This window comes from Acinetobacter sp. PFS20, from assembly GCF_052261015.1.
GTDB lineage: Bacteria > Pseudomonadota > Gammaproteobacteria > Pseudomonadales > Moraxellaceae > Acinetobacter.
The window spans coordinates 954,838-977,751 of record NZ_JBPVZE010000001.1 but is presented as its reverse complement, the minus strand read 5'-3'; the positions used below and the strand labels follow the sequence as shown (position 1 = coordinate 977,751).

19 protein-coding genes are annotated in these 22,914 nt (G+C 41.3%); 5 read left to right on the top strand and 14 right to left on the bottom strand.

The annotated features are described in order from the left end of the window. Positions 1-539 precede the first annotated feature (539 nt). A complete protein-coding gene (abaR, locus tag ACS125_RS04635) occupies positions 540-1,256 on the bottom strand; it encodes a LuxR family transcriptional regulator AbaR (RefSeq protein WP_004795347.1) in 717 nt (238 codons plus the stop codon). Between the two features lie 635 nt (positions 1,257-1,891). Here abaR and ACS125_RS04630 point away from each other — a divergent pair. Together ACS125_RS04630 and abaI are read left to right on the top strand one after the other, a co-directional pair. After that, positions 1,892-2,308: a DUF4902 domain-containing protein gene (locus ACS125_RS04630; protein ID WP_004795349.1), complete on the top strand. Its 417-nt coding sequence runs from the start codon at positions 1,892-1,894 to the stop codon at positions 2,306-2,308. A 63-nt stretch (positions 2,309-2,371) separates the two neighbouring features. Then, positions 2,372-2,938: an acyl-homoserine-lactone synthase AbaI gene (gene abaI / locus ACS125_RS04625; RefSeq protein WP_080632436.1), complete on the top strand. Its 567-nt coding sequence runs from the start codon at positions 2,372-2,374 to the stop codon at positions 2,936-2,938. Between the two features lie 140 nt (positions 2,939-3,078). Here the strand turns inward: abaI and ACS125_RS04620 are convergent, their stop codons facing one another. From ACS125_RS04620 to ACS125_RS04590, 7 genes are all read right to left on the bottom strand, one after another. Beyond that, complete coding sequence (locus tag ACS125_RS04620) at positions 3,079-4,440, bottom strand: MFS transporter (RefSeq protein WP_443270815.1); 1,362 nt, start codon at positions 4,438-4,440, stop codon at positions 3,079-3,081. Positions 4,441-4,560: 120 nt separating this feature from the next. Next, positions 4,561-5,586, bottom strand: coding sequence for an enoyl-CoA hydratase/isomerase family protein (locus ACS125_RS04615; protein ID WP_443270813.1), 1,026 nt, complete (start codon positions 5,584-5,586; stop codon positions 4,561-4,563). 12 nt (positions 5,587-5,598) lie between these two features. Continuing rightward, on the bottom strand, positions 5,599-6,372 hold the full coding sequence (locus tag ACS125_RS04610) for an enoyl-CoA hydratase (RefSeq protein ID WP_005309095.1): 774 nt from the start codon (positions 6,370-6,372) through the stop codon (positions 5,599-5,601). A 21-nt stretch (positions 6,373-6,393) separates the two neighbouring features. Then, a complete protein-coding gene (locus tag ACS125_RS04605) occupies positions 6,394-7,521 on the bottom strand; it encodes an acyl-CoA dehydrogenase family protein (RefSeq protein ID WP_107882160.1) in 1,128 nt (375 codons plus the stop codon). Positions 7,522-7,532: 11 nt separating this feature from the next. Beyond that, the gene (locus ACS125_RS04600) at positions 7,533-9,182 is read right to left on the bottom strand and encodes an AMP-binding protein (protein WP_443270810.1); all 1,650 of its coding nucleotides are present in this window, start codon (positions 9,180-9,182) and stop codon (positions 7,533-7,535) included. Between the two features lie 77 nt (positions 9,183-9,259). Then, positions 9,260-10,150, bottom strand: a complete 891-nt coding sequence (mmsB, locus tag ACS125_RS04595) for a 3-hydroxyisobutyrate dehydrogenase (RefSeq protein WP_443270808.1) — start codon at positions 10,148-10,150, stop codon at positions 9,260-9,262. Positions 10,151-10,161: 11 nt separating this feature from the next. Then, entirely contained in the window at positions 10,162-11,679 is a 1,518-nt protein-coding gene (locus ACS125_RS04590; protein WP_443270806.1) for a CoA-acylating methylmalonate-semialdehyde dehydrogenase, read from the bottom strand. 166 nt (positions 11,680-11,845) lie between these two features. On the opposite strand from ACS125_RS04590, the gene ACS125_RS04585 reads away from it, so the two are divergent. Next, positions 11,846-12,727 carry a LysR family transcriptional regulator gene (locus tag ACS125_RS04585; protein ID WP_004640467.1) on the top strand — a complete coding sequence of 294 codons (882 nt, stop codon included), beginning with the start codon at positions 11,846-11,848 and terminating at the stop codon, positions 12,725-12,727. Positions 12,728-12,784: 57 nt separating this feature from the next. Here ACS125_RS04585 and ACS125_RS04580 read toward each other — a convergent pair whose 3' ends face one another. The 5 genes from ACS125_RS04580 to ACS125_RS04560 form a co-directional block, all read right to left on the bottom strand. Next, entirely contained in the window at positions 12,785-14,212 is a 1,428-nt protein-coding gene (locus tag ACS125_RS04580; protein ID WP_443273915.1) for an amino acid permease, read from the bottom strand. 377 nt (positions 14,213-14,589) lie between these two features. Beyond that, positions 14,590-16,029 (bottom strand): amino acid permease, encoded by a 1,440-nt coding sequence (locus ACS125_RS04575; protein ID WP_443270803.1) that lies wholly within the window; start codon positions 16,027-16,029, stop codon positions 14,590-14,592. Between the two features lie 161 nt (positions 16,030-16,190). Next, complete coding sequence (locus ACS125_RS04570) at positions 16,191-16,550, bottom strand: RidA family protein (RefSeq protein WP_005037543.1); 360 nt, start codon at positions 16,548-16,550, stop codon at positions 16,191-16,193. 10 nt (positions 16,551-16,560) lie between these two features. After that, the gene (alr, locus tag ACS125_RS04565; RefSeq protein WP_443270801.1) at positions 16,561-17,664 is read right to left on the bottom strand and encodes an alanine racemase; all 1,104 of its coding nucleotides are present in this window, start codon (positions 17,662-17,664) and stop codon (positions 16,561-16,563) included. Between the two features lie 20 nt (positions 17,665-17,684). After that, positions 17,685-18,950: a D-amino acid dehydrogenase gene (locus ACS125_RS04560; RefSeq protein WP_443270799.1), complete on the bottom strand. Its 1,266-nt coding sequence runs from the start codon at positions 18,948-18,950 to the stop codon at positions 17,685-17,687. Between the two features lie 136 nt (positions 18,951-19,086). Here ACS125_RS04560 and ACS125_RS04555 point away from each other — a divergent pair, with 136 nt between their 5' ends. Further along, positions 19,087-19,554 carry an Lrp/AsnC ligand binding domain-containing protein gene (locus tag ACS125_RS04555; RefSeq protein ID WP_001247568.1) on the top strand — a complete coding sequence of 156 codons (468 nt, stop codon included), beginning with the start codon at positions 19,087-19,089 and terminating at the stop codon, positions 19,552-19,554. A 40-nt stretch (positions 19,555-19,594) separates the two neighbouring features. Here ACS125_RS04555 and ACS125_RS04550 read toward each other — a convergent pair whose 3' ends face one another. Next, positions 19,595-20,740 (bottom strand): DUF1624 domain-containing protein, encoded by a 1,146-nt coding sequence (locus ACS125_RS04550; RefSeq protein WP_443270795.1) that lies wholly within the window; start codon positions 20,738-20,740, stop codon positions 19,595-19,597. Positions 20,741-20,814: 74 nt separating this feature from the next. Here ACS125_RS04550 and ACS125_RS04545 point away from each other — a divergent pair, with 74 nt between their 5' ends. After that, positions 20,815-22,905, top strand: a complete 2,091-nt coding sequence (locus ACS125_RS04545) for a TonB-dependent receptor (protein ID WP_443270793.1) — start codon at positions 20,815-20,817, stop codon at positions 22,903-22,905. The last annotated feature ends 9 nt before the right edge of the window (positions 22,906-22,914 follow it).

Below are 22,914 nucleotides of genomic sequence, written 5' to 3'. Positions count from 1 at the left end.
CTAACTATATGGCCTGTTCGTATTCTTATTTTGTGAATCTCTTGATTAGATATCTTGTATTCACAATCTAATGTGCTGTTTATTTGCTTTTCTTAAGGGCAATAAATGATTCAGGCAAGGTCTCATCACAGCCTTTATTTATAAGGATAAAGCTCCTAAAGAAATCTGCTTTAATGTGTACTTGAATAGCATGAAGTTATGTACAGCGCCTTGACTAATATACAACTCTATAAATTAATAAATTTTATCTTCTAAGAACCGATAAAATGCCAATACCAAATTTTAAAACAACAATATTAATAAAATATTTTTAACTATAAATTTCATTTATTCTTTATTTTATCATTAAGTGAAAATATTATTAAATCACTCTATCAAATCAATTTTAAAAACTTTTATAAACAAGATTATCGATATAAATTCGACTTCAATTAAAATTTTAATAAATTAAACAATTCTCAATTAACCCCATTTTAAACAAACATCTAACAATAATTTATTTTATTAAAATTAATTATTATATTTCTATATATCTAACTTTATAAAATCCCTAACATTACAGCTCTAATCGCTGCTGAAATTTTATTATTCACATTAAGTTTCTGCATTGAATTTCCGAGATGAAAATTTACTGTTCTTTCAGTTACACCGAGAATTTGAGCAATCTCTGCTGACGTTTTTCCTTCCGCAGTCCAACGTAGAACCTCTTTTTCCCGATTCGTTAAATAAAGATTAAACTGAGCAAATTCTGTTTCATTCACAATTTTAGCAATACTGGAATGTACTGTCTGAGATAGCCAAAACATATTAGTATATTGAGCTTTCTGCTCTTTTTCTGATAATTGGTCAGTGGATCTTGCGAGTGTTAGCATTCCCCTTGTACCAATAAAATCACGGCTTGACTGTGCCCAACCGACATTTAAACCATAAGAACGTGCCTCCTCCCAAAAATCTTTTTGTGATTGTGTGTTCGCAGATTGGCTCGACCAGACAAGAGGTTGAAGTGATAGCATACAATGCTGTACGGTTGGATCTACCCTCACATATTGCTGTTTAACATAACGCTTCTGCCATGCTTCGGGATAATTATTCAACATAATTGTTTTTGGTTCAGCAATAGATAATGGCGACTGCATACCATAAGCACAATAATCAAATCCAAGCTTTGAAGCTGTAGATTTGACTACCTCAAATAGCTGATATTGATTTTTTACCATCAGGGATGCTGATAGTAGATCTTCTTGCCAATTTTCCATTTACTCTCATTAAACCTCATGCATAAATCATTTTTATTTAGTTGCATATAGTGAATTCATAATCCAATTAACAACATTTTTGAGCCTGAGAGGGTGGTAAATTTTTCGGATAAACTGGTTTCAGAAAGCTTTTTAAGGTTGTTATATTGCACATGCGAATTATGCTTGAAAGCCTCAAATTTACAGGATGCATTTTATTCCAAAAATGAGTATTTTTTATTTTTAAAAAGAGCCTATTATTCCTTCTTATTTGTATATTTCTATTAATTTAACTAAAGAATAACATCTACTAGTGATACTAGAAGTATAAATTTTTATTTATTATTTAATGAAACGCATAATCATGATAATGATTTCTAAAATATTATTTTAATAATAGGATAGATATTATCTACAATACATATGAAAAACTTAAACTGTTGATGGCCTTGAAACAAGCAACTCTCATATTGAAGCTATAGATGGGTCAATTTCTGCGTAAGTAAAACTTCCTGCCTGAAGTACTTTCTAAAGAACAGCTTAACGTTGTGTACCGCTGGATTAAGGCTAACCTGTAAAACTTAACAGTATTTTGTTGGCAATAATTTATGTTATTTATCTATAGAACTGTAATTCAAGTCACTTGAATAGGTAGCATGGTCACAATCCCCCCTGATTTTTCAATCTCAACAGATGGTTTTATTCGGATGAATGAAATCCAGCTTATGAATTACCCCCTCCAACACCTCATATCTATTGTTGAAACTACACAAATTGAAGACTCTCAAATTCTATATTGTGGGTTTACTGAATGGGCAACATCACGGAGCCCAGCTTTAAGTACTGGATGGGACTGGGAATTTATTGAGAACAATGGAATTGCTAGCTTAAAACGAATTGGGCTACCTCGAAGCAATATCATGATTGTTGATTTATCCGGTACAGATATTGGATTTGATGTTACTGAAACATTAATCGAAAAAAAAATAGATTCTTTGTTTTGGGAACAGTTCATTTATGCTCAAATCAATACAACGCAAACAAAGACTAAATTAAGTCCAAATTTCTCTTAGAAACCTGTAAATTCTTACAGTTACCACCTTTTCAGCTGTCGAGTAAAGTCGCCTGAAAAATAAGTGGAAGCACTTGTAATGAATGTTATTGCTGGATTCCAAAATAATTTTTCAGAAGTCCTATATACCAAATTTAAAAGTTACCGCTACAAGGTATTTGTTGAACATTTGGGTTGGGAGTTGAACTGTCCAAATAATGAAGAATTAGATCAATTTGATAAAATCGATACAGCTTACGTCGTCGCTCAAGATAGAGAATCCAATATTATTGGCTGTGCCAGACTACTACCCACGACTCAACCCTATTTACTGGGTGAAATATTTCCTCAATTAATGAATGGAATGCCTATTCCTTGCTCACCAGAAATTTGGGAATTATCAAGATTTTCAGCCGTAGATTTCTCGAATCCACCGACCTCTGCTAATCAAGCAGTGTCATCCCCAGTCTCTATTGCTATTCTGCAAGAAGCGATCAACTTTGCAAGAAAACAAGGTGCAAAGCAACTCATTACGACCTCACCTCTTGGGGTAGAGCGGTTATTACGTGCCGCGGGTTTTCGCGCCCATCGTGCAGGACCGCCAATGGTTATCGATGGATATGCCATGTTTGCATGCTTGATTGAAGTGTAGTTTGTTAAATCAAAGTCTTAGATATTGGTGACATAGCAAAGATGAGGATCTTAAGCCCGAATCTCGTTTCATTCGCTAAATTTCAAAAGCCCTAGTCAAAAGATTAGGGCTTTCCTTTATTTGAAGAATCAAACTGAATATTAAGATTGCTCAGTAATTTTGGTTTTCAAATTTAATTCTGATTTCTTATGGTAAGCCTCATCAGTTTTAGTCTGCCAATCACGTGGCATAAATGAAGTCGATATGATCGCAACGATAGCCATAGATCCAATATAAATCATAATTAAGTAAGGATTACCCTGCCCGATACTTAAAAGTTTCGTCGCAATTAACGGCGCTAAACCACCACCAAACACCCCAGCCAACTGTACCGAAATTGAGATTCCGCTATATCGAATTTCTGCCGGAAATTGACGGGCAAAAAGCTGAGCTTGTGGTGCGTACATAATGGGAAAGACCACGCCAATTGCTAAAACAATTGCTGTCCAGACTAATACTGGGTCTTTTGTGTTGAGCATGGCGAAAAATGGATAGCAGTAAAGTGCCAATATGCATAAACCAAACATGAACATATTGCGTTGACCCACTTTATCTGACAAATGTCCACATAACGGTGTCATAAATAGGATGACTATTGCACCGCAAATGGTAGCAAACAAAATGTCTTGGCGTGCGATCCCAAGTTGTGCAGTGGTATAAGCCAATGTAAAAGTTGAAGCAATATAAAACCATGCGTTCTCGGCAGCACGCGCCAAAATAATGGTGATGAGTTGCTTTGGATGGTTTTTAAAAACTTGTAAAGCAGGAACTTTGACTTCTTCTGACTGCTGTTTTACTTTTTCAAAATCTGGTGACTCAGGCACTTTCACTCGAATGTACCAACCTACTGCTAGCAAAATAATGCTGGCAAGAAATGGTAGACGCCACCCCCAGCTAAACAGTGCTTGTTCAGGTAATAACGACACCAGTCCTAATGCAATTGAGGCTAGCATTAAACCGCCACCCGTACTGGCTTGAGGTAAACTTCCCCAAAAACCCTTACCACCTTCAGGTGCGTGTTCAACGGCCATGAGCACAGCACCGCCCCATTCACCACCCATTGCCATCCCTTGAATGAATCGTAAGACAACCAAACAAATTGCAGCCCAGTAACCAATTGATTCGTAAGTCGGTAATAAGCCAATCAGTACGGTTGGGATCCCCATGAGCATCAAGGTCAGTAGCAACATCGATTTACGGCCAATCTTGTCACCAAAATGACCAAAGACTAAGCCGCCTAATGGTCTCCCAATAAACCCAACGGCATAGGTGGCAAATGCAGCAAGCACACCCGTAAGGGCGTCCAGATTTGGGAAAAATAATTTATTAAAAATCAGCGCCGCCGCCGCACCGTAAATAAAAAAGTCATACCACTCAATGGTGGTGCCGACCATGCTTGAGATGCCTGCTAATCGATGTGACGACTTTTTAGTATTCGAACCGTTTCCGTGTACTGTTTGCATCGTAATATCCTTTTTAGATTTTCTTGTTTTATCTTTTTTATGCTTATGACCAGCCCTGACCATAAGCATTTTCAGGTCTCGCTTTATCTCCTTAAGCTTTTTATGTTGTTGTAATACGGTTTAGCTCAATTTTTCTAAAATTGGCTCAAATTTCGAATTACGTTCTTGCCACTGTGGTTGTTTGTCTTTATCAACAATGAGAGCACGGACACCTTCAATAAAGTCACCATGCTCAAACCAGATATCCTGTAAATCACGTTCAAGCTGCATGCACTGAGGTAAAGAGAGACCTCGACCTAAATGTTGCAGTTTCAAACTGGTTTGTTTGGCAATAAATGAGCGCTGCTGCAAAATAATAAGCATCTTACTTGCCCAAGCTTTTAAGCTTTCATCTTGTTCATTTTCAAGACTTTGCTCGATTTCATCTAAATGCTGATATCCGAAGTGTTTACGGATACCTTCCGCCAATTGTTTTAATTCACTTTCGGCAGGGCGAGTAATAAATCGGGTAATGATGTGTTCAATTCCCTCTTTAGTTAAACTTGGCGCTTCAACGAGAGCTTTTTGCAAAGCTTGTAACTGCTCACTTGGCACATGGTAGTCAATTAAATCGAGGTAAAGCGCATCGCTACTGCTGATCTGCTCACCCGTAATTGCCATATAAACGCCAATATCATCAAGACGAGACAGGAAATGTGTTGCACCAACGTCTGGGAAGAAACCAATCGCTGTTTCAGGCATGGCAAATCTAGACTTTTCGCTGCTCACCACAATGTGACAAGCCTGAGCCAAGCCAAATCCGCCACCTAATACATAGCCATCAAGTACAACGATGACTGGCTTTGCATATTCACGCAGTATATCTAACATTTTATATTCGGCACTAAAGTAGCCTTTGTAATCGGCCGTGCCATTTTTATAACTGTCGTAGAGATAGCGAATATCGCCACCTGCACAGAAGGCCTTTGGGCTATTTGATTTGATTAAAACGGCCTGAATAGCAGCATCATTTCGCCACAGTTCCAATTGGGCACCAATACTTTTGATCATATCTAGCGACAATGCATTGAGATGAGTCACACGGTCTAAGGTAATCACGCCGAGCTTACCTTGTCGCTCAATCATTAAGTGATTTTCTGTATTCATTTTATTGATCTCTTATTGATTTTTAAAATTTGGCTTTCGTTTTTCAACGAATGCCTGCATTCCTTCTTTTTGGTCAAATGTTGCAAATATTGAATGGAACATGCGTCTTTCAAAACGTAAACCTTCGGTAAGATTCACTTCAAAAGCTCGGTTAATGGTTTCTTTGAGCATCATGTTTGCAGTTAAAGATCGTGCCGCAATTTTTTCAGCTGCTTGCAAGGTTTGTTCAAGTAATTCTTCTTTGCTAAACACACGTGCGACTAAACCACTTTGCTCTGCTTCTACAGCGCCCATTTGACGAGCGGTAAAACACATTTCCATTGCTTTGGCTTTACCAATGGCATGGGTTAAGCGTTGCGTGCCACCAATACCCGGAATTACCCCTAAGGTCACTTCAGGCAAACCAAACTTGGCGTTGTCAGCACAATAAATAAAGTCACACATAAGCGCCAATTCACAGCCACCACCTAATGCATAGCCACTCACTGCTGCAATTAGAGGTTTACGGCGCTGTGCAATACGGTCTGCAAGATGGAAAAAGTCATCAAAATAAATATCAGGGAATGCTAAATCAGCCATTTCTTTAATGTCTGCACCTGCGGCAAAAGCTTTTTCAGAACCTGCCAATACGATGCAACCAATTTCGCGGTCTTTTTCGAGCTGATCTAATGCCTGATTAATTTCACTAATTAATTCGCTGTTTAAAGCATTGAGCGCTTGAGGGCGATTTAATGTAATCAGTCCAACCCCATTACGCTTTTCTAATAAAATACTTTGCCACTGCATTATTTATTCCTTGTTCTGATTTTATAGACTACGTGCAATCACTAACCGCTGGATATCACTTGTGCCTTCGTAAATTTGACAAATACGCGCATCACGATAAATGCGTTCAATTGGGAAATCTCTGAGATAGCCATAGCCACCAAACACTTGTAGCGCACTCGAGCACACACGCTCAGTCATTTCTGAAGCAAATAACTTAGCCATTGAAGCTTCGTTGAGACACGGTTGACCTGCTTCTTTTAAACGCGCAGCGTAGTGAACCAGTTGTCTCGCTGCTTCAATTTCAGTTGCCATGCTGGCAAGGCGAAACGCGATGGTTTGATGCTCAAAAATTGGTTTCCCAAAAGTAATACGCTCTTTGGCATAACGAGTCGCTTCTTCGAGCGCCGCACGTGCTAGACCGACTGCTTGTGCAGCAATACCAATACGTCCACCTTCTAAATTGGCAAGAGCGATTTTCAAACCCTCACCTTCTTTGCCAAGCATGAGGCTTTTATGAATGCGCACATCTGTCAGCGCGATCTGACACGTATCTGAAGCATGCAGACCTAGTTTTTCTTCAACACGAATCACTTCATAACCCGGAGTTTCACGTGGGACTAAAAATGCACTAATGCCCTTTTTACCCGCGCTCGGATCAGTCACTGCAAACACAATAATGACGCCTGCATTATCACCCGAGGTAATAAACTGCTTGGCACCATTTAAAATGTAATCATCGCCATCTTTCACCGCTCGGGTTTTAAGAGCTGCCGCATCTGACCCCGTATGTGGCTCGGTTAAAGCAAAAGCACCGATCATTTCACCTTGTGCCAGAGGTTTTAAAAAACGCTCTTTTTGCTCGTCTGTACCAAATTTTAAAATAGGCACACAACCAACTGAGTTATGTACGCTCATGATAGTTGAGGTTGCGCCATCTGCTGCCGCAACTTCTTCGAGGGCTAGCACATAGGCTAAGTTACCTGTGTCTGAACCGCCCCATTGCTCTGAAACAAGCATACCCATAAAACCGAGTTGCCCCATTTGAGATAGAGTTTCTTTTGGGAATGTCCCGTCTCGATCCCAATCGCTGGCATGAGGCTTAATTTGTTCTTGGGCGAAACTTTTCGCCATATCACGAATGAGTAATTGTTCTTCGGTAAATTGCATTGTTATTCCCTTTACCCTGCTTTAGCTTGTTGTTTAGCAATTTCTTGATTACGCAATAAAAAGCGCTGAATTTTACCACTTGGAGTTTTAGGTAATTCACTCACAAATTCAACTAAACGTGGGTACGCATGTGCAGAAAGTCGTCTTTTAACAAATTGGCTGAGCTGTTCAGCAAGTGCATCTGAAGGTTGAGCATCCGTAGCTAAAATTACAAATGCCTTAACCACTTCGGTACGGTCTGGGTCAGGTACACCAATCACTGCAGCCTCAACCACTGCATCATGTTCGAGTAAAGCGCTTTCCACATCGAATGGCCCAATCCGATAGCCCGATGTGGTGATTACATCATCACTACGGCCAACAAAGCTCATGCTGCCATCGGCATGTAACTCGGCAGTGTCGCCCGTTAAGTAGTAATGACCAACAAATGGTGATTTTCGGCTTTCTTTATAGCCGCCGAACCACATCATTGGAGACTGGCTAATGTCGACTGCTAAAATTCCTGGGGTGTCCGCTGGAAGCTCTTCACCTTGTTCATTGACAATCGCAACACGGTAGCCCGGACTTGGGAAACCTGCTGAACCAGCATGAATTTCATGTTTTAAACCATGATGATTACACACCACCATGCCCACTTCAGTTTGCCCATAGTGATCATAAATCGGAGCATCAAGCACTTGTTTAAACCAGCGAATCACTTCTGGGTTAAGCGGCTCGCCTGCGCTGCTCACTACACGGAACTGCCCTCTTAACGGCGCCATTTGTGCTGGATCAGCTGCCATCATCATGCGGTAGGCCGTTGGTGCACCTGCCAAGTTGTTAATTTTATAATCTTTCACAATTTGGCATAGGCTATCCGTGCTGAAACCACCTTCATAGAACAAAGTAGCGTGGCCCAAGAATAACGGCCCAGTAATCGCGTAGTACAGGCCATACGCCCAACCCGGATCGGCAATATTCCAAAATGAATCTTCTTCGGTTAAACCAATGGCATCTTGCATATATCGACCAAAGGCAATCAATGCTTTTAAAGGCACTTCCAATGGTTTTGCAGGACCTGTTGTGCCCGAAGTAAACATGAGCAGGAAAGGATCTTGAATGCTACACATCACCAGATCGCATTGATCGGACTGCTGCTTCACTTCATTCCAAAAGTTAAAATCGCCTGCTTTAAGCGGAGTACCTTGGGCGTCGGCGACAGTCACAATTGCAGGGCAATTTTCAATTTCATCAAGCTTGCTACGGTTGCCCATATCGGTCACTACCAACTTACTTTGTGCAAGCTGAATACGGTGCTCAATCGCTTTTGGACCAAACGCAGTAAAGAGCGGTTGATAGACTGCACCTATGCGCCAAGCTGCAAAAATGGTCACGATCAGTTCAGGTGTTCTTGGTAATAGACCTGAAATACGGTCACCCGCTTTCACACCTTGTGATTTTAAAAAGTTAGCAAATTGACTCGACCACTCTTTTAATTCACGGAAGGTATATTGCTCTTTTCGTCCGTCTTTTCCTTGCCAATACAGCGCAATTTTGTCGCCATCTGCGTGTCGATCACAGCATTCATAACAAGCATTTAAGGCATCAAGTGAACCTGATAACATCTGTTTTGCAGTACTTTCCAAATCGAAAGCCTGTGCAGCATTTTGATAATCCATCATATCTTTTCCCTCAGTCCGGATTTGTTGTTATTCACGACAGGGTTTAATGTGTTTAAAGCCATCCTTTGGCTTTACCGTTATGCCTCTTGTGGCAGGTACTGCTGAATAATGCTCGAAAAATCAAGATTGGCATTCCCGCGCATGCACATTTGCTGATAGAGCTGCTGCACCATGCCACCTAATACAACTGGCTGTTTGACTTGGCCCGCGGCCTCTACAGCGAGTCCTAAATCTTTCAGCATCAGCTGAGTCGCAAAGCCATCTTGGTAGCCTCGAGATGCTGGCGCATTTTCATTAATATGCGGCCATGGGTTACACACATCCGAGCTCCAGCAACGACCGCTTGAGGTGTTAATGACGCCTGCCAATGCTTGTGGGTCGATGCCGAGTTTCACACCAAGTGCCATACCTTCGGCAACAGCAGCCATTGAAATACCTAAAATCAGGTTGTTGCAGATTTTGGCAATTTGACCTGCACCGACATCACCACAATGAACAATATTTTTGCCCATGTGGCTAAGTACAGATTTCACTTCGTTAAAGGTTTGATCATCGGCACCCACCATGAAGGTTAAGGTTCCTGCTTGGGCACCAATGGTTCCACCTGAAACTGGTGCATCACAGATTTTAATATTTTTACTGTGCGCAACAGCAGCAATGTCTTTAATGGTTTGTGGGTCAATGGTACTGCTATCAATGCATAAGCTACCTGCTTTTAGCACTTCCAATACACCATTTTCACCCAAGTAAACTTCTTTAACATGCTTGGCTGCAGGCAGCATGCTAATGACCACATCAGCTTGTTTTGCTGCTGCCTGCGGGCTGTCGCAGAACACACCACCTGCCTCGGCGAAGTGCTGAATAGCAACTTCACTGAGGTCATATCCATAAACATTGAGTCCGGCTTTAAGTAGGTTATGGGCCATTCTGCCGCCCATATTGCCTAGACCGATAAAGGCGATATTCATCCGTGATCCCCTTAACGTAAACTAATGGTTGTATTTACACCGCCAACTTCATGGCTATCTTCAAACCAGCGACTGGTAATGGTTTTGGTCTGGGTATAGAACTGAACAGCTTGTTTGCCGTATGGTCCCAAATCACCAAGTTTTGAACCTCTTGAACCGGTAAAACTAAAGAAAGGTACTGGCACAGGAATTGGAATGTTGATACCGACTTGGCCAACATCAATTAAGTTTTGGAAAGTACGTGCAATCGCGCCACTTTGTGTGAATAGACCTACACCGTTACCAAATGGGTTGCCATTGATAAGAGCAATCGCTTCATCAAGGGTGTCTACACAAATAATGGAAAGTACAGGGCCAAAGACTTCTTCTTTATAAATACGCATGTCGGTATTTACGCCGCTAAAAATCGTTGCACCTACAAAGTTGCCCGATTCATAGCCTTGGACTTGAACATCACGGCCATCGAGTAGCAACTCTGCCCCTTGCTCAACACCGCTATTAATTAAATCAAGCACACGCGCTTTAGCACGTTTTGAAATGACTGGGCCAATGTCAGTATTTGGCTCATGGCCTGCGTTTACTTTTAAGGTTTTCGCTTTTTCAACTAACTCTTGAATCCACTGTTTACTTTCACCCACCATGACCGCAACCGACAATGCCATACAGCGTTGTCCCGCTGCACCAAATGCTGCACCGACCAAGGCATTTAAGGTTTGCTCTTTATTGGCATCTGGCATAACAGCCACATGATTTTTTGCACCCATCATCGACTGCACACGTTTACCATGTTGCCCTGCAAGGTTATAAACATGCGTTCCAACAGCAGTTGAACCCACAAATGAAATCGCTTTAATATCTTTATGGGTACACAAACGGTCAACCACTTCTTTACCGCCATGCACAACGTTCAGCACACCTGCCGGAATACCTGCTTGAATCGCAAGCTCAACAAGCATCATGGTCGATAACGGGTCTTGTTCTGATGGTTTTAAAACAAAGGTGTTTCCGCAAACGATTGCCATTGGGAACATCCAAAGTGGAATCATGGCAGGGAAGTTAAACGGCGTAATACCCGCACAGACACCCAAAGGTTGTTGCAAGGTATAAGTGTCTACACCACGCGCAACACCTTCAACATATTCACCCATTTGCAAAGTGCCGATCGAACAAGCATGTTCAACCACTTCTAAACCACGTTGAATATCGCCTTCCGCGTCGGCCAAGGTTTTGCCTTGTTCAGCCGTTAGTACTTGTGCAATTTCTTTCATGTTGGCACGGATTAAGTCTTGTAACTTAAGCATGATGCGCATACGTGCCTGAATTGGGGTCTGACGCCAAGAAGCAAAAGCATCTTGTGCAGCTTGAATAGCAGCGTCAACTTCTTGAACCGTTGCAAATGGTACACGACCAATCACTTCCTGAGTTGCAGGGTTAACAATGTCTTGCCATTCCTGTGTTTCAGATTCGATAAAATTTCCGTTAATGAGTAATTTAGCGGTTTCCAATTCGATTTTTTGGATTGTGTTCATAACCTCTCCGTAGGCCATATTTTTATTGTGTTCAATTATTAGAAAATACTTCTTGATCGTATTTTCTTTATTCCAGTTTCAATTGAGACTAGCAAAGAAAACTTTGACCACCAACGGAAATTCATGCACGATTGTTGTGCAAATATGCACAAGGATTACAACAAAAATGAAAGTGGATTGGGATCATCTACATTTTTTTCTGGTTTTAGCTCGGACTAAAACGCTGACCAACGCTGCGCGGATTATTGGTGTCGAGCACAGTACAGTAGCTAGACGGATTCAGGCACTAGAACTTGCTTTGGGTACAACGTTGTTTAAGCGTGAAGCGACTGGTTATGAGTTGACACTCGAAGGGATGGCACTTGTTCCTCGAGTTGAGCAAATGGAACAAGCTTTCTTACAAATTGAGAAACCACATCAACCTTTGCAAGGTCGTGTGCGAATTGGCACACCTGAAGGTTTTGGCACTGCGTTTTTAGCCCGTTTACTGGCTGAGTTCTCTATTCAATATCCACTGCTCACCATCGATCTGATTCCAGTACCGAAAATGATTAAACTCTCACACCGTGAGGCAGACATTGTGGTGTCGATTGATCGTCCAACGTCTGGGCCCTACATTATTACGCGGTTATCAGACTACTGCTTAAAAATTTATGGCAGCCAAAACTATCTGGCGCAGAACCCACCCATTCGTGGTTTAGAAGATTTAACCCAACACCGCTTTGTGAACTATATTGATGATCTGGTGTATAGCCCTGAGTTGTACTGTTTAGAACGGTTACCCTTAAAGCTTAACGCGAACTTCCGTAGTAGCAGTATTTTGGCCCAACAAATTGCGGTGAGTGCTGGTGCAGGACTTGCGATTTTGCCCAAGTTTTTAGCAGATGATAAACCAGAACTAGACGTCGTTTTAGAGCAGCAAGTTCGCTTTACTCATACCTTCTGGATGCTGACTTTTGTTGATTTACAACATGAACCACGCATTAAGTTAGTTTGGGACTATTTGCGTAAGCAAGCCGATAAATATCAGCATTTGTTAGTTGATTAGAGAGTGTAAATAAAAAAGCCAATCATGGATGATTGGCTTTTTTGAAATTAATAATAATTAATCAAAAGTTTCTTGGCCTAGTTTTTTCATGCGTGGTTTATAAAACACATGATAGCTAACGCCTAAAACAACTAGCCATAATGGACTAACATAGAGTGCTTTTAATGTATCTGGCTCTAGTGCCAAAATCACTAAAGTGAACAAGAAAAATACAATGACCACATACGCCATTAACACGCCACCCGGCATTTTAAAGGTCGATTTAGCATGTAACTCTGGACTCAACTTACGGTAACGTAAATAGCATGCCATGATCAGAAGCCATACACTAATAAAGAGAATCACACAGAGTGAACTTGCCAAAGTAAATGCTTCCATGGTGTTTGGAACAAAGTACTGAAGCACTGCCCCACCCATAATGAAAATACATGAGAAGATTAAACCATTTGAAGGTACGGCACGTTTTGATAAACGCCCCAAGGCACTTGGCGCCTGACCATCTTTCGATAAACCGAACAGCATACGACTGGTTGAAAACACACCGCTGTTCATTGAAGACATCACTGAAGACAGTACCACCAAGTTCATGATGATGGCTGAAACAGGAATACCCGCATTTAAGAACAACTCAACAAACGGACTTTTATCTGCACGAATGTGATCCCAAGGTGTTACTGACATCACCACAAAGAGTGCTAGTACATAGAACAAAATAATACGTACAGGAATCGCGTTAATTGCCTTCGGTAAATTTTTCTCTGGATCTTTCGTTTCAGCGGCTGTTGTACCAATTAGCTCAACACCAATAAAGGCAAATACGGCGATCTGGAATCCTGCCAAAAATCCGCTTACGCCTTTTGGAAATATGCCGCCATGCGACCACACATTACTTACACTCACAACCTCACCATGCGGAGCTTGAAAATGAGTGAGGATCATGTAACCACCGACTCCAATCAAGCCAATAATGGCCAAAATCTTAATGAGTGCGAACCAGAATTCAACTTCACCAAACAACTTCACCGTAAGCAGGTTAAGCCCTAAAATGAATAGTACACAGCCTGCACTAATCATGGCTTGTTGTGTTGGTGAGAAACTGGCGCCTTCGGGCAGCCAGAAACTTAAATAGTTAATGACCGCAGATAAATCTGCAATACCGACCAGTACCCAGCCTAACCAATAGGTCCAACCTATATAATAACCAGCCCATGGTCCGATCAAGTCATAAGCCATATCGACAAATGATTTGTAATGTAAGTTGGCGAGCAGTAGTTCACCCAATGCACGCATCAGAAAAAAGAACATGCCACCAATTAACATGTAAATCACGAGGATTGAAGGACCTGCGAGGGAGATGGTTTTGCCCGAGCCCATAAATAAGCCGGTTCCAATTGCACCGCCAATTGCAATCATTTGTAGATGACGATTATTTAATTTCCGTTGTAAATGATCAGGGGAGCTTGCCTCATCTGGATGATGAACCATTGTCATATTAGAAGTCCTTTTTATATTTTGCTTAACTTAAAATCAGCAACCTATAGGGAGAAAAACGAACCGTATATCGTGGGTTGCTGAGTCTATACCTCAGGACAAGATGTTCAAGTATATTTTTTCCTTAATTGATAAATCGTTTGTCCTGTTTTTTTAAGTCACATTATTTATGTACTGCCTTCACGGCAATTTTAATTAATCGATCTGGGTACTCCAGATTAGCCAAAGTTTAGCATGTGATAATGCTATATGTACTTTGCCAACAGCCTCCAATTTGCACTGATGATTTAAAAATAAACAATATTATTCCGATAAAAAATCCAATAAAAATAAAAAAAGCCAATCATGATTGATTGGCTTTTTAATAAAACTTAATGATCGTTGACGAGTTCACGTCCTAGTTTTTTCATGCGTGGTTTATACAACACATGATAGGTAACACCTAAGATAACTAACCATACTGGACTGACATAGAGTGCTTTTAATGTATCTGGCTCAAGTGCCAAGATGACTAAAGTGAAAAGCATAAATGCCAAAACGATATAACTCATCCAAATGCCACCCGGCATTTTGAAAGTCGATTTTTCATGTAATTCAGGACGTAATTTACGATAGCGTAAATAGCACACCATAATGAGACTCCACACACTAATGAATAGAATCACACAGAGTGAACTTGCCAAAGTAAATGCTTCCATGGTGTTTGGAACAAAGTACTGAAGGACTGCCCCGCCCATAATGAAAATACATGAGAAAATCAAACCATTTGAAGGTACGGCACGTTTTGATAAACGACCAAATGCACCCGGAGCCTGACCGTCTTTAGATAAACCGAACAGCATACGACTGGTTGAAAACACACCGCTGTTCATTGAAGACATCACCGAAGATAGCACCACCAAGTTCATGATGATGGCTGAGACAGGAATACCCGCATTTAAGAACAACTCAACAAACGGACTTTTGTCCGCACGAATATGGTCCCAAGGCGTTACTGACATCACAATAAAGAGTGCTAGCACATAGAACAAAATAATACGTACCGGAATCGCGTTAATTGCTTTCGGTAAATTCTTCTCTGGATCTTTGGTTTCAGCAGCCGTTGTACCAACTAGTTCAACCCCGACAAAAGCAAACACAGCAATCTGGAATCCTGCCAAGAAGCCTTCTGTACCTTTCGGGAATAAACCGCCATGCGACCAAACATTACTAATGCTTGCAACAGCGCCTTGCGGAGCTTGGAAATGGCTGAAAATCATGTAGCCCCCCACTCCGATCAAGCCAATAATGGCCAAAATCTTAATGAGTGCAAACCAGAATTCAATTTCACCAAATAGGCGTACTGTCAGTAGGTTAAGACCCATCACAAACAACACACAGCCTGCGCTAATCATGGCCTGCTCTATTGGTGAGAAGCTTGTCCCATCTGGCAACCAGAAGCTCAAATAGTTAATGACCGCTGAAAGGTCCGCAATACCCACCAGCACCCAGCCTAACCAATAGGTCCAGCCCAAATAATAACCAGCCCAAGGACCGATCAGGTCATGAGCCATATCAACAAAAGATTTGTAATGCAGATTTGCAAGAAGCAACTCGCCCATTGCACGCATTAAGAAAAAGAACATGCCTCCAATAATCATATAGATTAAAAGAATTGAAGGACCTGCGAGGGAGATAGTTTTGCCCGAACCCATAAATAGGCCGGTTCCAATTGCACCGCCAATTGCAATCAGTTGTAAATGACGGTTAGACAGTTTTCGTTGCAGATGATCAGGAGAATTTTCCGTATCTGAATGACGAGCCGTTGTCATATTAAAATTCCTTTTTGAATTCCTTTGTTAAGATCAGCAACCTATGGCGAAAATCGAACCGTATGCCATAGGTCACTGAATCTGTTCACCAAAAATGACTGGATAAACCGTATCTATCTTCCTTCTGTTAGATACATCATCATTTTTGGAGTAAAAACGAATTACTTTTGTGCTGCCGTCACGGCAATTTCAATTAACCAATCTGGATTGACCAAATCGGCCTGAATTGTGGCACGCGATGGAGCAACACACCCTTTTAACCAGTCAACCCAAATTGCATTTACGGTTGAAAAGTCAGAAAGATTTTTCAAATAGAGCTGTGCAGAGAGCAAGCGAGATTTATCGGTATCGGCTAATGCCAAAAGTTCATCAATCGTTGCAAGAATTTCACGAGTTTGGCCTGCCACGTCTTGCTCGGTATTTTTAGGTACCTGACCTGACAGATAAACCACTTTGTTAAAAACAGTCACGGCGCTCATGACTTCGTTAGTGTTAATCTTTTGTATATCTGAATTAGACATTCGGATTTCCTTATACCTGATTAATAAATTGAACACGGGCGGTGACAGCACACATCAGTTCATAGCCCACCGTACCGGATGAAACTGCGACATCATCAATAGGTAAAACGACCCCTGTACTTGATTGGCCCCAAAGCACCACTTCACTGCCGACTTTGGCACTTTCAATGCCTGTTAAATCGACTGCCAACATATCCATGCTGACGCGGCCAATTGTACGAGTGAGGACAGAGTCCACTAAAACCGGAGTACCTGTTGGTGAAATACGCTGATAACCATCGGCATAGCCACAAGCGACAATCCCAATCGTTATGGGCTGCTCTGCGACAAAGTTTGAGCCATAACCTACGCTTTCATTCGGTTCTAAATGCTGAACGGAAATAATTTCACTGCGTAAGCTCATGGTCGGTTGTAAGCCCCAGTCCGCAATACTATGCGTCGGGTAGTCTGGCGAGCTGCCATAGAGCATAATGCCGCTACGTGCATAATCTGATTTGAGCTGGTCTTGATAGCGCAGAATTGCCGCGCTATTACTTACCGACCTTTCACCCGGTAAATCTTTAATAATTTCTTCAAATGCAGTGATTTGATAATCAATGCCTTGCTGACCGAAACGATCGCCATCTGCATCTGAAAAATGCATCATGTGCGTAATCTTGGACACGTTCGCCAAGTTATTTAAACGTTCCCATGCCTGAACATAGTGTTGTGGTTTAAAACCAAGACGGTTCATACCACTGTTCATTTTTAGGCAAACATCAAATTGAGCCGCATAAGGATGCTTTTGAACCCACTCAATCTGCTCTTCACTATGAATGGTGAAACTGAGTTGATACTGCACACAATCAAATAAATCTTGTGGAGAAAAAATCCCTTCGAGCAACAAAATTGGACCTGTCCAACCTAGAGCACGAATTCGTTTTGCTTCATCAAGATCAAGTAAGGCAAAGCCATCTGCTGCTTTAAATGCTTCATAGACACGTTCAATTCCGTGTCCATAAGCATTGGCTTTTACAACAGCAAAGACCTTACTGTTTGGCATAGCCTTGCGTACCACCGACAAGTTATTTTGTAAGGCTTGACGGTGGATAACTGCGGTAATAGGACGAGGCATGATTAATTTCCTAACGTCTTTTATGCAGCATGCGCGTGTGAATAGCGCTGAATTGAAAGACCATCTGTACTGATTTCAGTCTTATGATTCAATACGATGTCACTGATTAATTTTCCTGAACCACACGCCATCGTCCAACCTAAAGTACCGTGACCTGTATTCAAGAACAGATTTTTGAAGCGGGTCGCACCAATAATTGGGGTACTGTCTGGCGTCATTGGACGTAAACCAGTCCAGAAAGATGCCTGTGCCATATCGCCGCCCGGGAACAAGTCCTGAGTCACCATTTGCAAGGTTGCACGGCGGTCTTCGTTCAGACCTAAATTGAAGCCACTTAACTCAGCCATCCCACCAACGCGAATACGTTGGTCAAAACGAGTAATCGCAATTTTGTAGGTTTCATCAAGCACTGTAGATTGAGGAGCAAAAGCAGGGTCAACAATAGGAATCGTCAACGAGTAGCCTTTCACCGGATATACAGGCAACTGTAGATCGAGTGGTTTCAAGAAATCACGTGAATAACTCCCAAACGCTAGAACATAACGATCTGCGGTTAAGACTTTACCATTGACCTGAACGCCCTTAATTTCATCGCCTTCTACAATCAATTTTTCTACGTTTTGGTTGAACTGGAAGTTAACACCCAATTCTTTGGCAATTTGAGCTAAAGCATTGGTAAATAAATAACAGTCACCTGTCTCGTCATTTGGTAAATGTAAACCACCAACAAGTTTATCTTGCGCATTTGCCAAAGCTGGTTCTACACGACCAAGTTCGTTGGCATTTAATAATTCGTAACTTACGCCGCACTCTTGTAGCACGCTAATGTCGCGTTGAACCGCTTCCATTTGTGCTTCTTTACGAAATAACTGCAAAGTACCTTTAGCGCGGTTTTCGTAATTAATACCAGTATCTTTTCTAAGTTCACGTAAGCAATCACGGCTGTACTCAGCCACGCGCATCATACGTTCTTTGTTGACTGCATAACTTTGTGGATTACAGTTTTTTAGCATTTGCGCCATCCACTGTAACTGCCACATGCTGCCATCTAAATTAATCGCAAGCGGTGCGTGATGTTGGAACATCCACTTCACAGCTTTAAAAGGAATTCCTGGTGCTGCCCAAGGGGTCGAATACCCTGGCGAAATTTGACCTGCATTACCAAAGCTTGTTTCTTCAGCAGGGCCTGCCTGACGGTCAAGAACAGTGACCTCAGCTCCTTGTTGAGCTAGATAATAGGCACTTGCCACTCCGATAACGCCGCTACCTAATACAATTACGCGCATTTCCATTCCCTCACGCACACCAGTTTATTTAACTAGTATATTTCTGCTTCAATAGTTTATTTCACTGTTTTTCAGGGTATAATCTAGGTAAATTTATGTTTTTCTCGCGAGAATTTTAAAAAAAGAGGAAATATCTATGCGCCCCTTAGATCGTATAGATCGCATGATTCTGGACATTTTGCAGCGCGAAGGACGAATTGCGATTAGTGAATTGGCATCGAGAGTCAACCTCTCTACCACCCCCTGTTCAGAGCGTGTAAAACGCCTTGAGCGCGATGGCATTATCATGGGTTATTACGCCCGTCTAAACCCAGCTTACGTAGACCGTAATCTTCTCGTCTTTTTAGAAATTAAGTTATCTGCCAAATCAGGCGATGTATTTGATCAAGTCGCTAGAGACTTAGTTGAGATTCCTGAAGTACTTGAATGTCACCTTATTTCAGGTGAATTTGACTACCTTGTAAAAGCGCGTTTAAAAGAAATGAGCGCATACCGCCGCTTATTAGGAGATCTATTAAAGAAACTCCCCGCTTCGGCATCGTCACACAGCTATGTGGTCATGGAAGAAGTAAAAGAAACTCTATATCTAGATGTAAGCAAGTAAAGCGAGCATTATTGAACTCGCTTTACTCACATTTTGAACATTAGAAATATTTTAAAATCGAAATATGTTTGTTTTGATGTTTGAACTTCGAGAACCACTTAACCGCTGGATAGAGTGCAAAAGACAGCACAATTGTGATTAACCACAGCATCCACACATGGCTCACCGACAAATAATTTCCATAATTAGCTCCCCATAGACTGAGTGCAAACACATAGATCAGTTTCAGCACATATAAATGCAATAAATAGAAGAACATCGGCACCGAGCCAAATACCACCAATGGTTTTAAAAATGAGTATTGCTGCATACATTCAAAAGCAACGAGCACAAGCAAGCCAATTCCAACATTCAGTAAAATAAACAGTAAAGATGGTGGATACTTGGTGAGATTAAAAAAGCTCATAAGGCTCAGTTGTAATGACTCAAAATGCTGCCATGGCTGGTCCCCATAGACGTTGATAAAACGCAATAAAACAAATAGCCCAATACTTGCTAAACCAAGGCTGAGTAAAGTGCGTCTTCTTTGCTTTGCTGTATATTTTGAACTAAAGAACTGACCTAAAACGTAGCCTAATAAAATCACCCCTATCCAAGGTAAAATAGGATAGCTTGTACGAAGCTTGATACCCGCAAATTCAAGCCAGCCACGTTCATGTAAAACGAACCATATATTCTGTAGGATGCCTTGTGAGAAGTGCACAGAATCTAGTAGGTTGTGTCCAAAAATAATGACCAACGCTATACCTGCAAGAATTGGCAATGGTAAACTCACACAGCAAGCCAACACCACCATGCTAATACCAATCGCCCAAATTACCTGTAAATAAATGACTTCGGGTGGAAAAGTCGCTGTCCAAGCAAAGTTCACAAGCGTAAGTTCTAGCACAATCAAAAATAAGCCACGTTTTAATAGAAAAGCACGCGTTTGCTGTAAATCTTGTTTTTTTGATTGAAATAAAAAAGCGGAAATTCCTGTTAAAAGTACAAAAACCGGAGCGCAAATATGTGCCAATAATCGACTGCCAAATAAAGCCGGTTCTGTTACTGTTACGTCCATTGGATCGATAACTTGTTTGTGTAAATAGAAAGTTTCCCTTACATGGTCGAGCAACATAATGATGATAACCAAACCACGCAATGCATCAATCGACTGTAAACGTTCAATATTTTTTTCTATAGGCATAGCGTTAATCAATAAAATAATGTAACGTTATACTATTACATTATAGTTCTTTTGTCTTTCATGGCTGATTATTTATGCAACACAAATTAGGATTGTTGTCTTCGTTGGGTCTATCATTTATATCGACATTCACTTGGGCAGAAGAAACGTCAACGGTACTTGAAACCATACGAATTCAGGCTGAAAATACTCAAGAAGGTGTGAGCCAAAATAGCTCGGCGACTAAATTTACTCACGATGTTTTAGATGTCCCTTTTAATCGTGCTTATGTTTCAAAACAAATGATGGAACAACAAGACGTTCGACGGATTGATGATGCATTGACTTTAGTGAGTGGAGTCTTTCATCAAAATAGTTTTGGTGGCGGCTTTTGGGATAATTACTCTTTCCGTGGTTTTAGTACCGATCCCAATTTAGGTGCCTCTATGATCCGTAACGGTTTGAGTGTCAACCGAGGGATTAGCGCTCCAAAAGATGTAGTGAACATTGAATCTTTAGAATTTTTAAAAGGGCCTATGGCGGCTTTATATGGCCGCGGCGAAACAGGTGGTTTGCTTAACCTCAACAGTAAAAAACCACAGTGGGAAAGCGAAAGTGAAGTTAACCTACGTGCCAATACTCAAGAACAATATCGAATAAGCCTAGAGCATACCGCCCCTATTAACGATGAACTGGCCTATCGATTAGCGGTTGCCCATGAAGATAATCAAAGCTTCCGTGATCATGTCAGTAGTCAACGTTGGTTCTTTTCACCACAGCTCACATGGAAAATTTCAGACCAGACACAACTCGACTTTGACAGTGAATTTACAGAGCATAAAGGAACCTTTGACCGTGGTGTCAGCACAGTCAATCATGAGTTTGTGATGGACCCGAAAACCTTTACAGGTGAACCTGACGACGGCGATTTGAAAATAAAAGATTACTTTTACCAATTACGTCTGAGTCACGAATTTAACCCGGACTGGAAGCTAAATAGTGCTGTCAGCTATAAAGATGCCAATATGGTCGGCTTTGCAACCGAACCTCGCCGTATGCAAGCCGATGGACGTACTTTAGAGCGTCAACGTCGCTATCGTGATTATACAAGTGAAGATGTTCTAGCTCAGACAGAGTTACTTGGCAAGTTTGATAGTTCGTGGGCTCGCCATGAAATTTTACTTTCAACTGAACTTGGTCAACTCGACTATAAGCAAAACCAGCTTCGTCGCAATCACAGTACAAGCTCAACAAACACAATTGATATCTACCAACCTGAATACGGCAAATATTTACCCAACCTCGACCCTTTTACCAATACTAAAGAGCGCCAGCGCTATTTTGCACTGAATGTACAAGACCAGATCTTTTTCAATGATCAATGGAGTGTGCTATTTGGTAACCGTTTTGATCAAGTCGAACAAGACTTTAAAAATCACCTGACTCAGACTGAAAGCAACCAAACGCTTCACCAGAATAGTCCACGTTTCGGAGTAAATTTTAAAGCCTCTGACCAATGGGCGTTTTATACCAATTATGGCCGCTCATTTGCGATGAATAGTGGTATGAACCGAAATGGTCAGACTTTTGCTCCTGAAAAAGGTGAAAGCTATGAGATCGGCACCAAATATAAAATGAATGATCAAAGTGTGCTGAGTCTCGCTTTGTTTAAAATGAAAAAACGAAATGTACTCACGACAGACCCAATCGATAGTAACTTTCAAACCGCAGCAGGTGAAGTGAGTAGTAAAGGGATTGAGTTTGATTTAAATAGCCAAATCAATGACCGCTGGTTCGTCAATGCCAACTATAGTTATACCGATGCTCAAATTGAAAAAGACCAAGACTTGGCAAAAGGCGCTCGTCTAAGCAATGTTCCAAAACACCAAGGCGCTGTAAGTACTAACTATGAGTTTCTACAAGAAGGTCCACGAAAAGCGGGCGTAGGTGCTAACCTTACCTATGTAGGTGAACGCAGCGGACATAACCTTGATAATGGCTTTAATTTACCGAGTTATACATTGGTCAATTTAAATGGCTACTATGCCCCATCTGACCGTTTACGCTATCAGCTCAATGTGAACAACCTGTTTGATAAAACTTACTATGTTTCAAGCTATAGCGATTTATGGATTCAACCGGGTGAACCACTAAACGCCTCAATTTCGGCACAGTGGAAGTTTTAATTCATACAT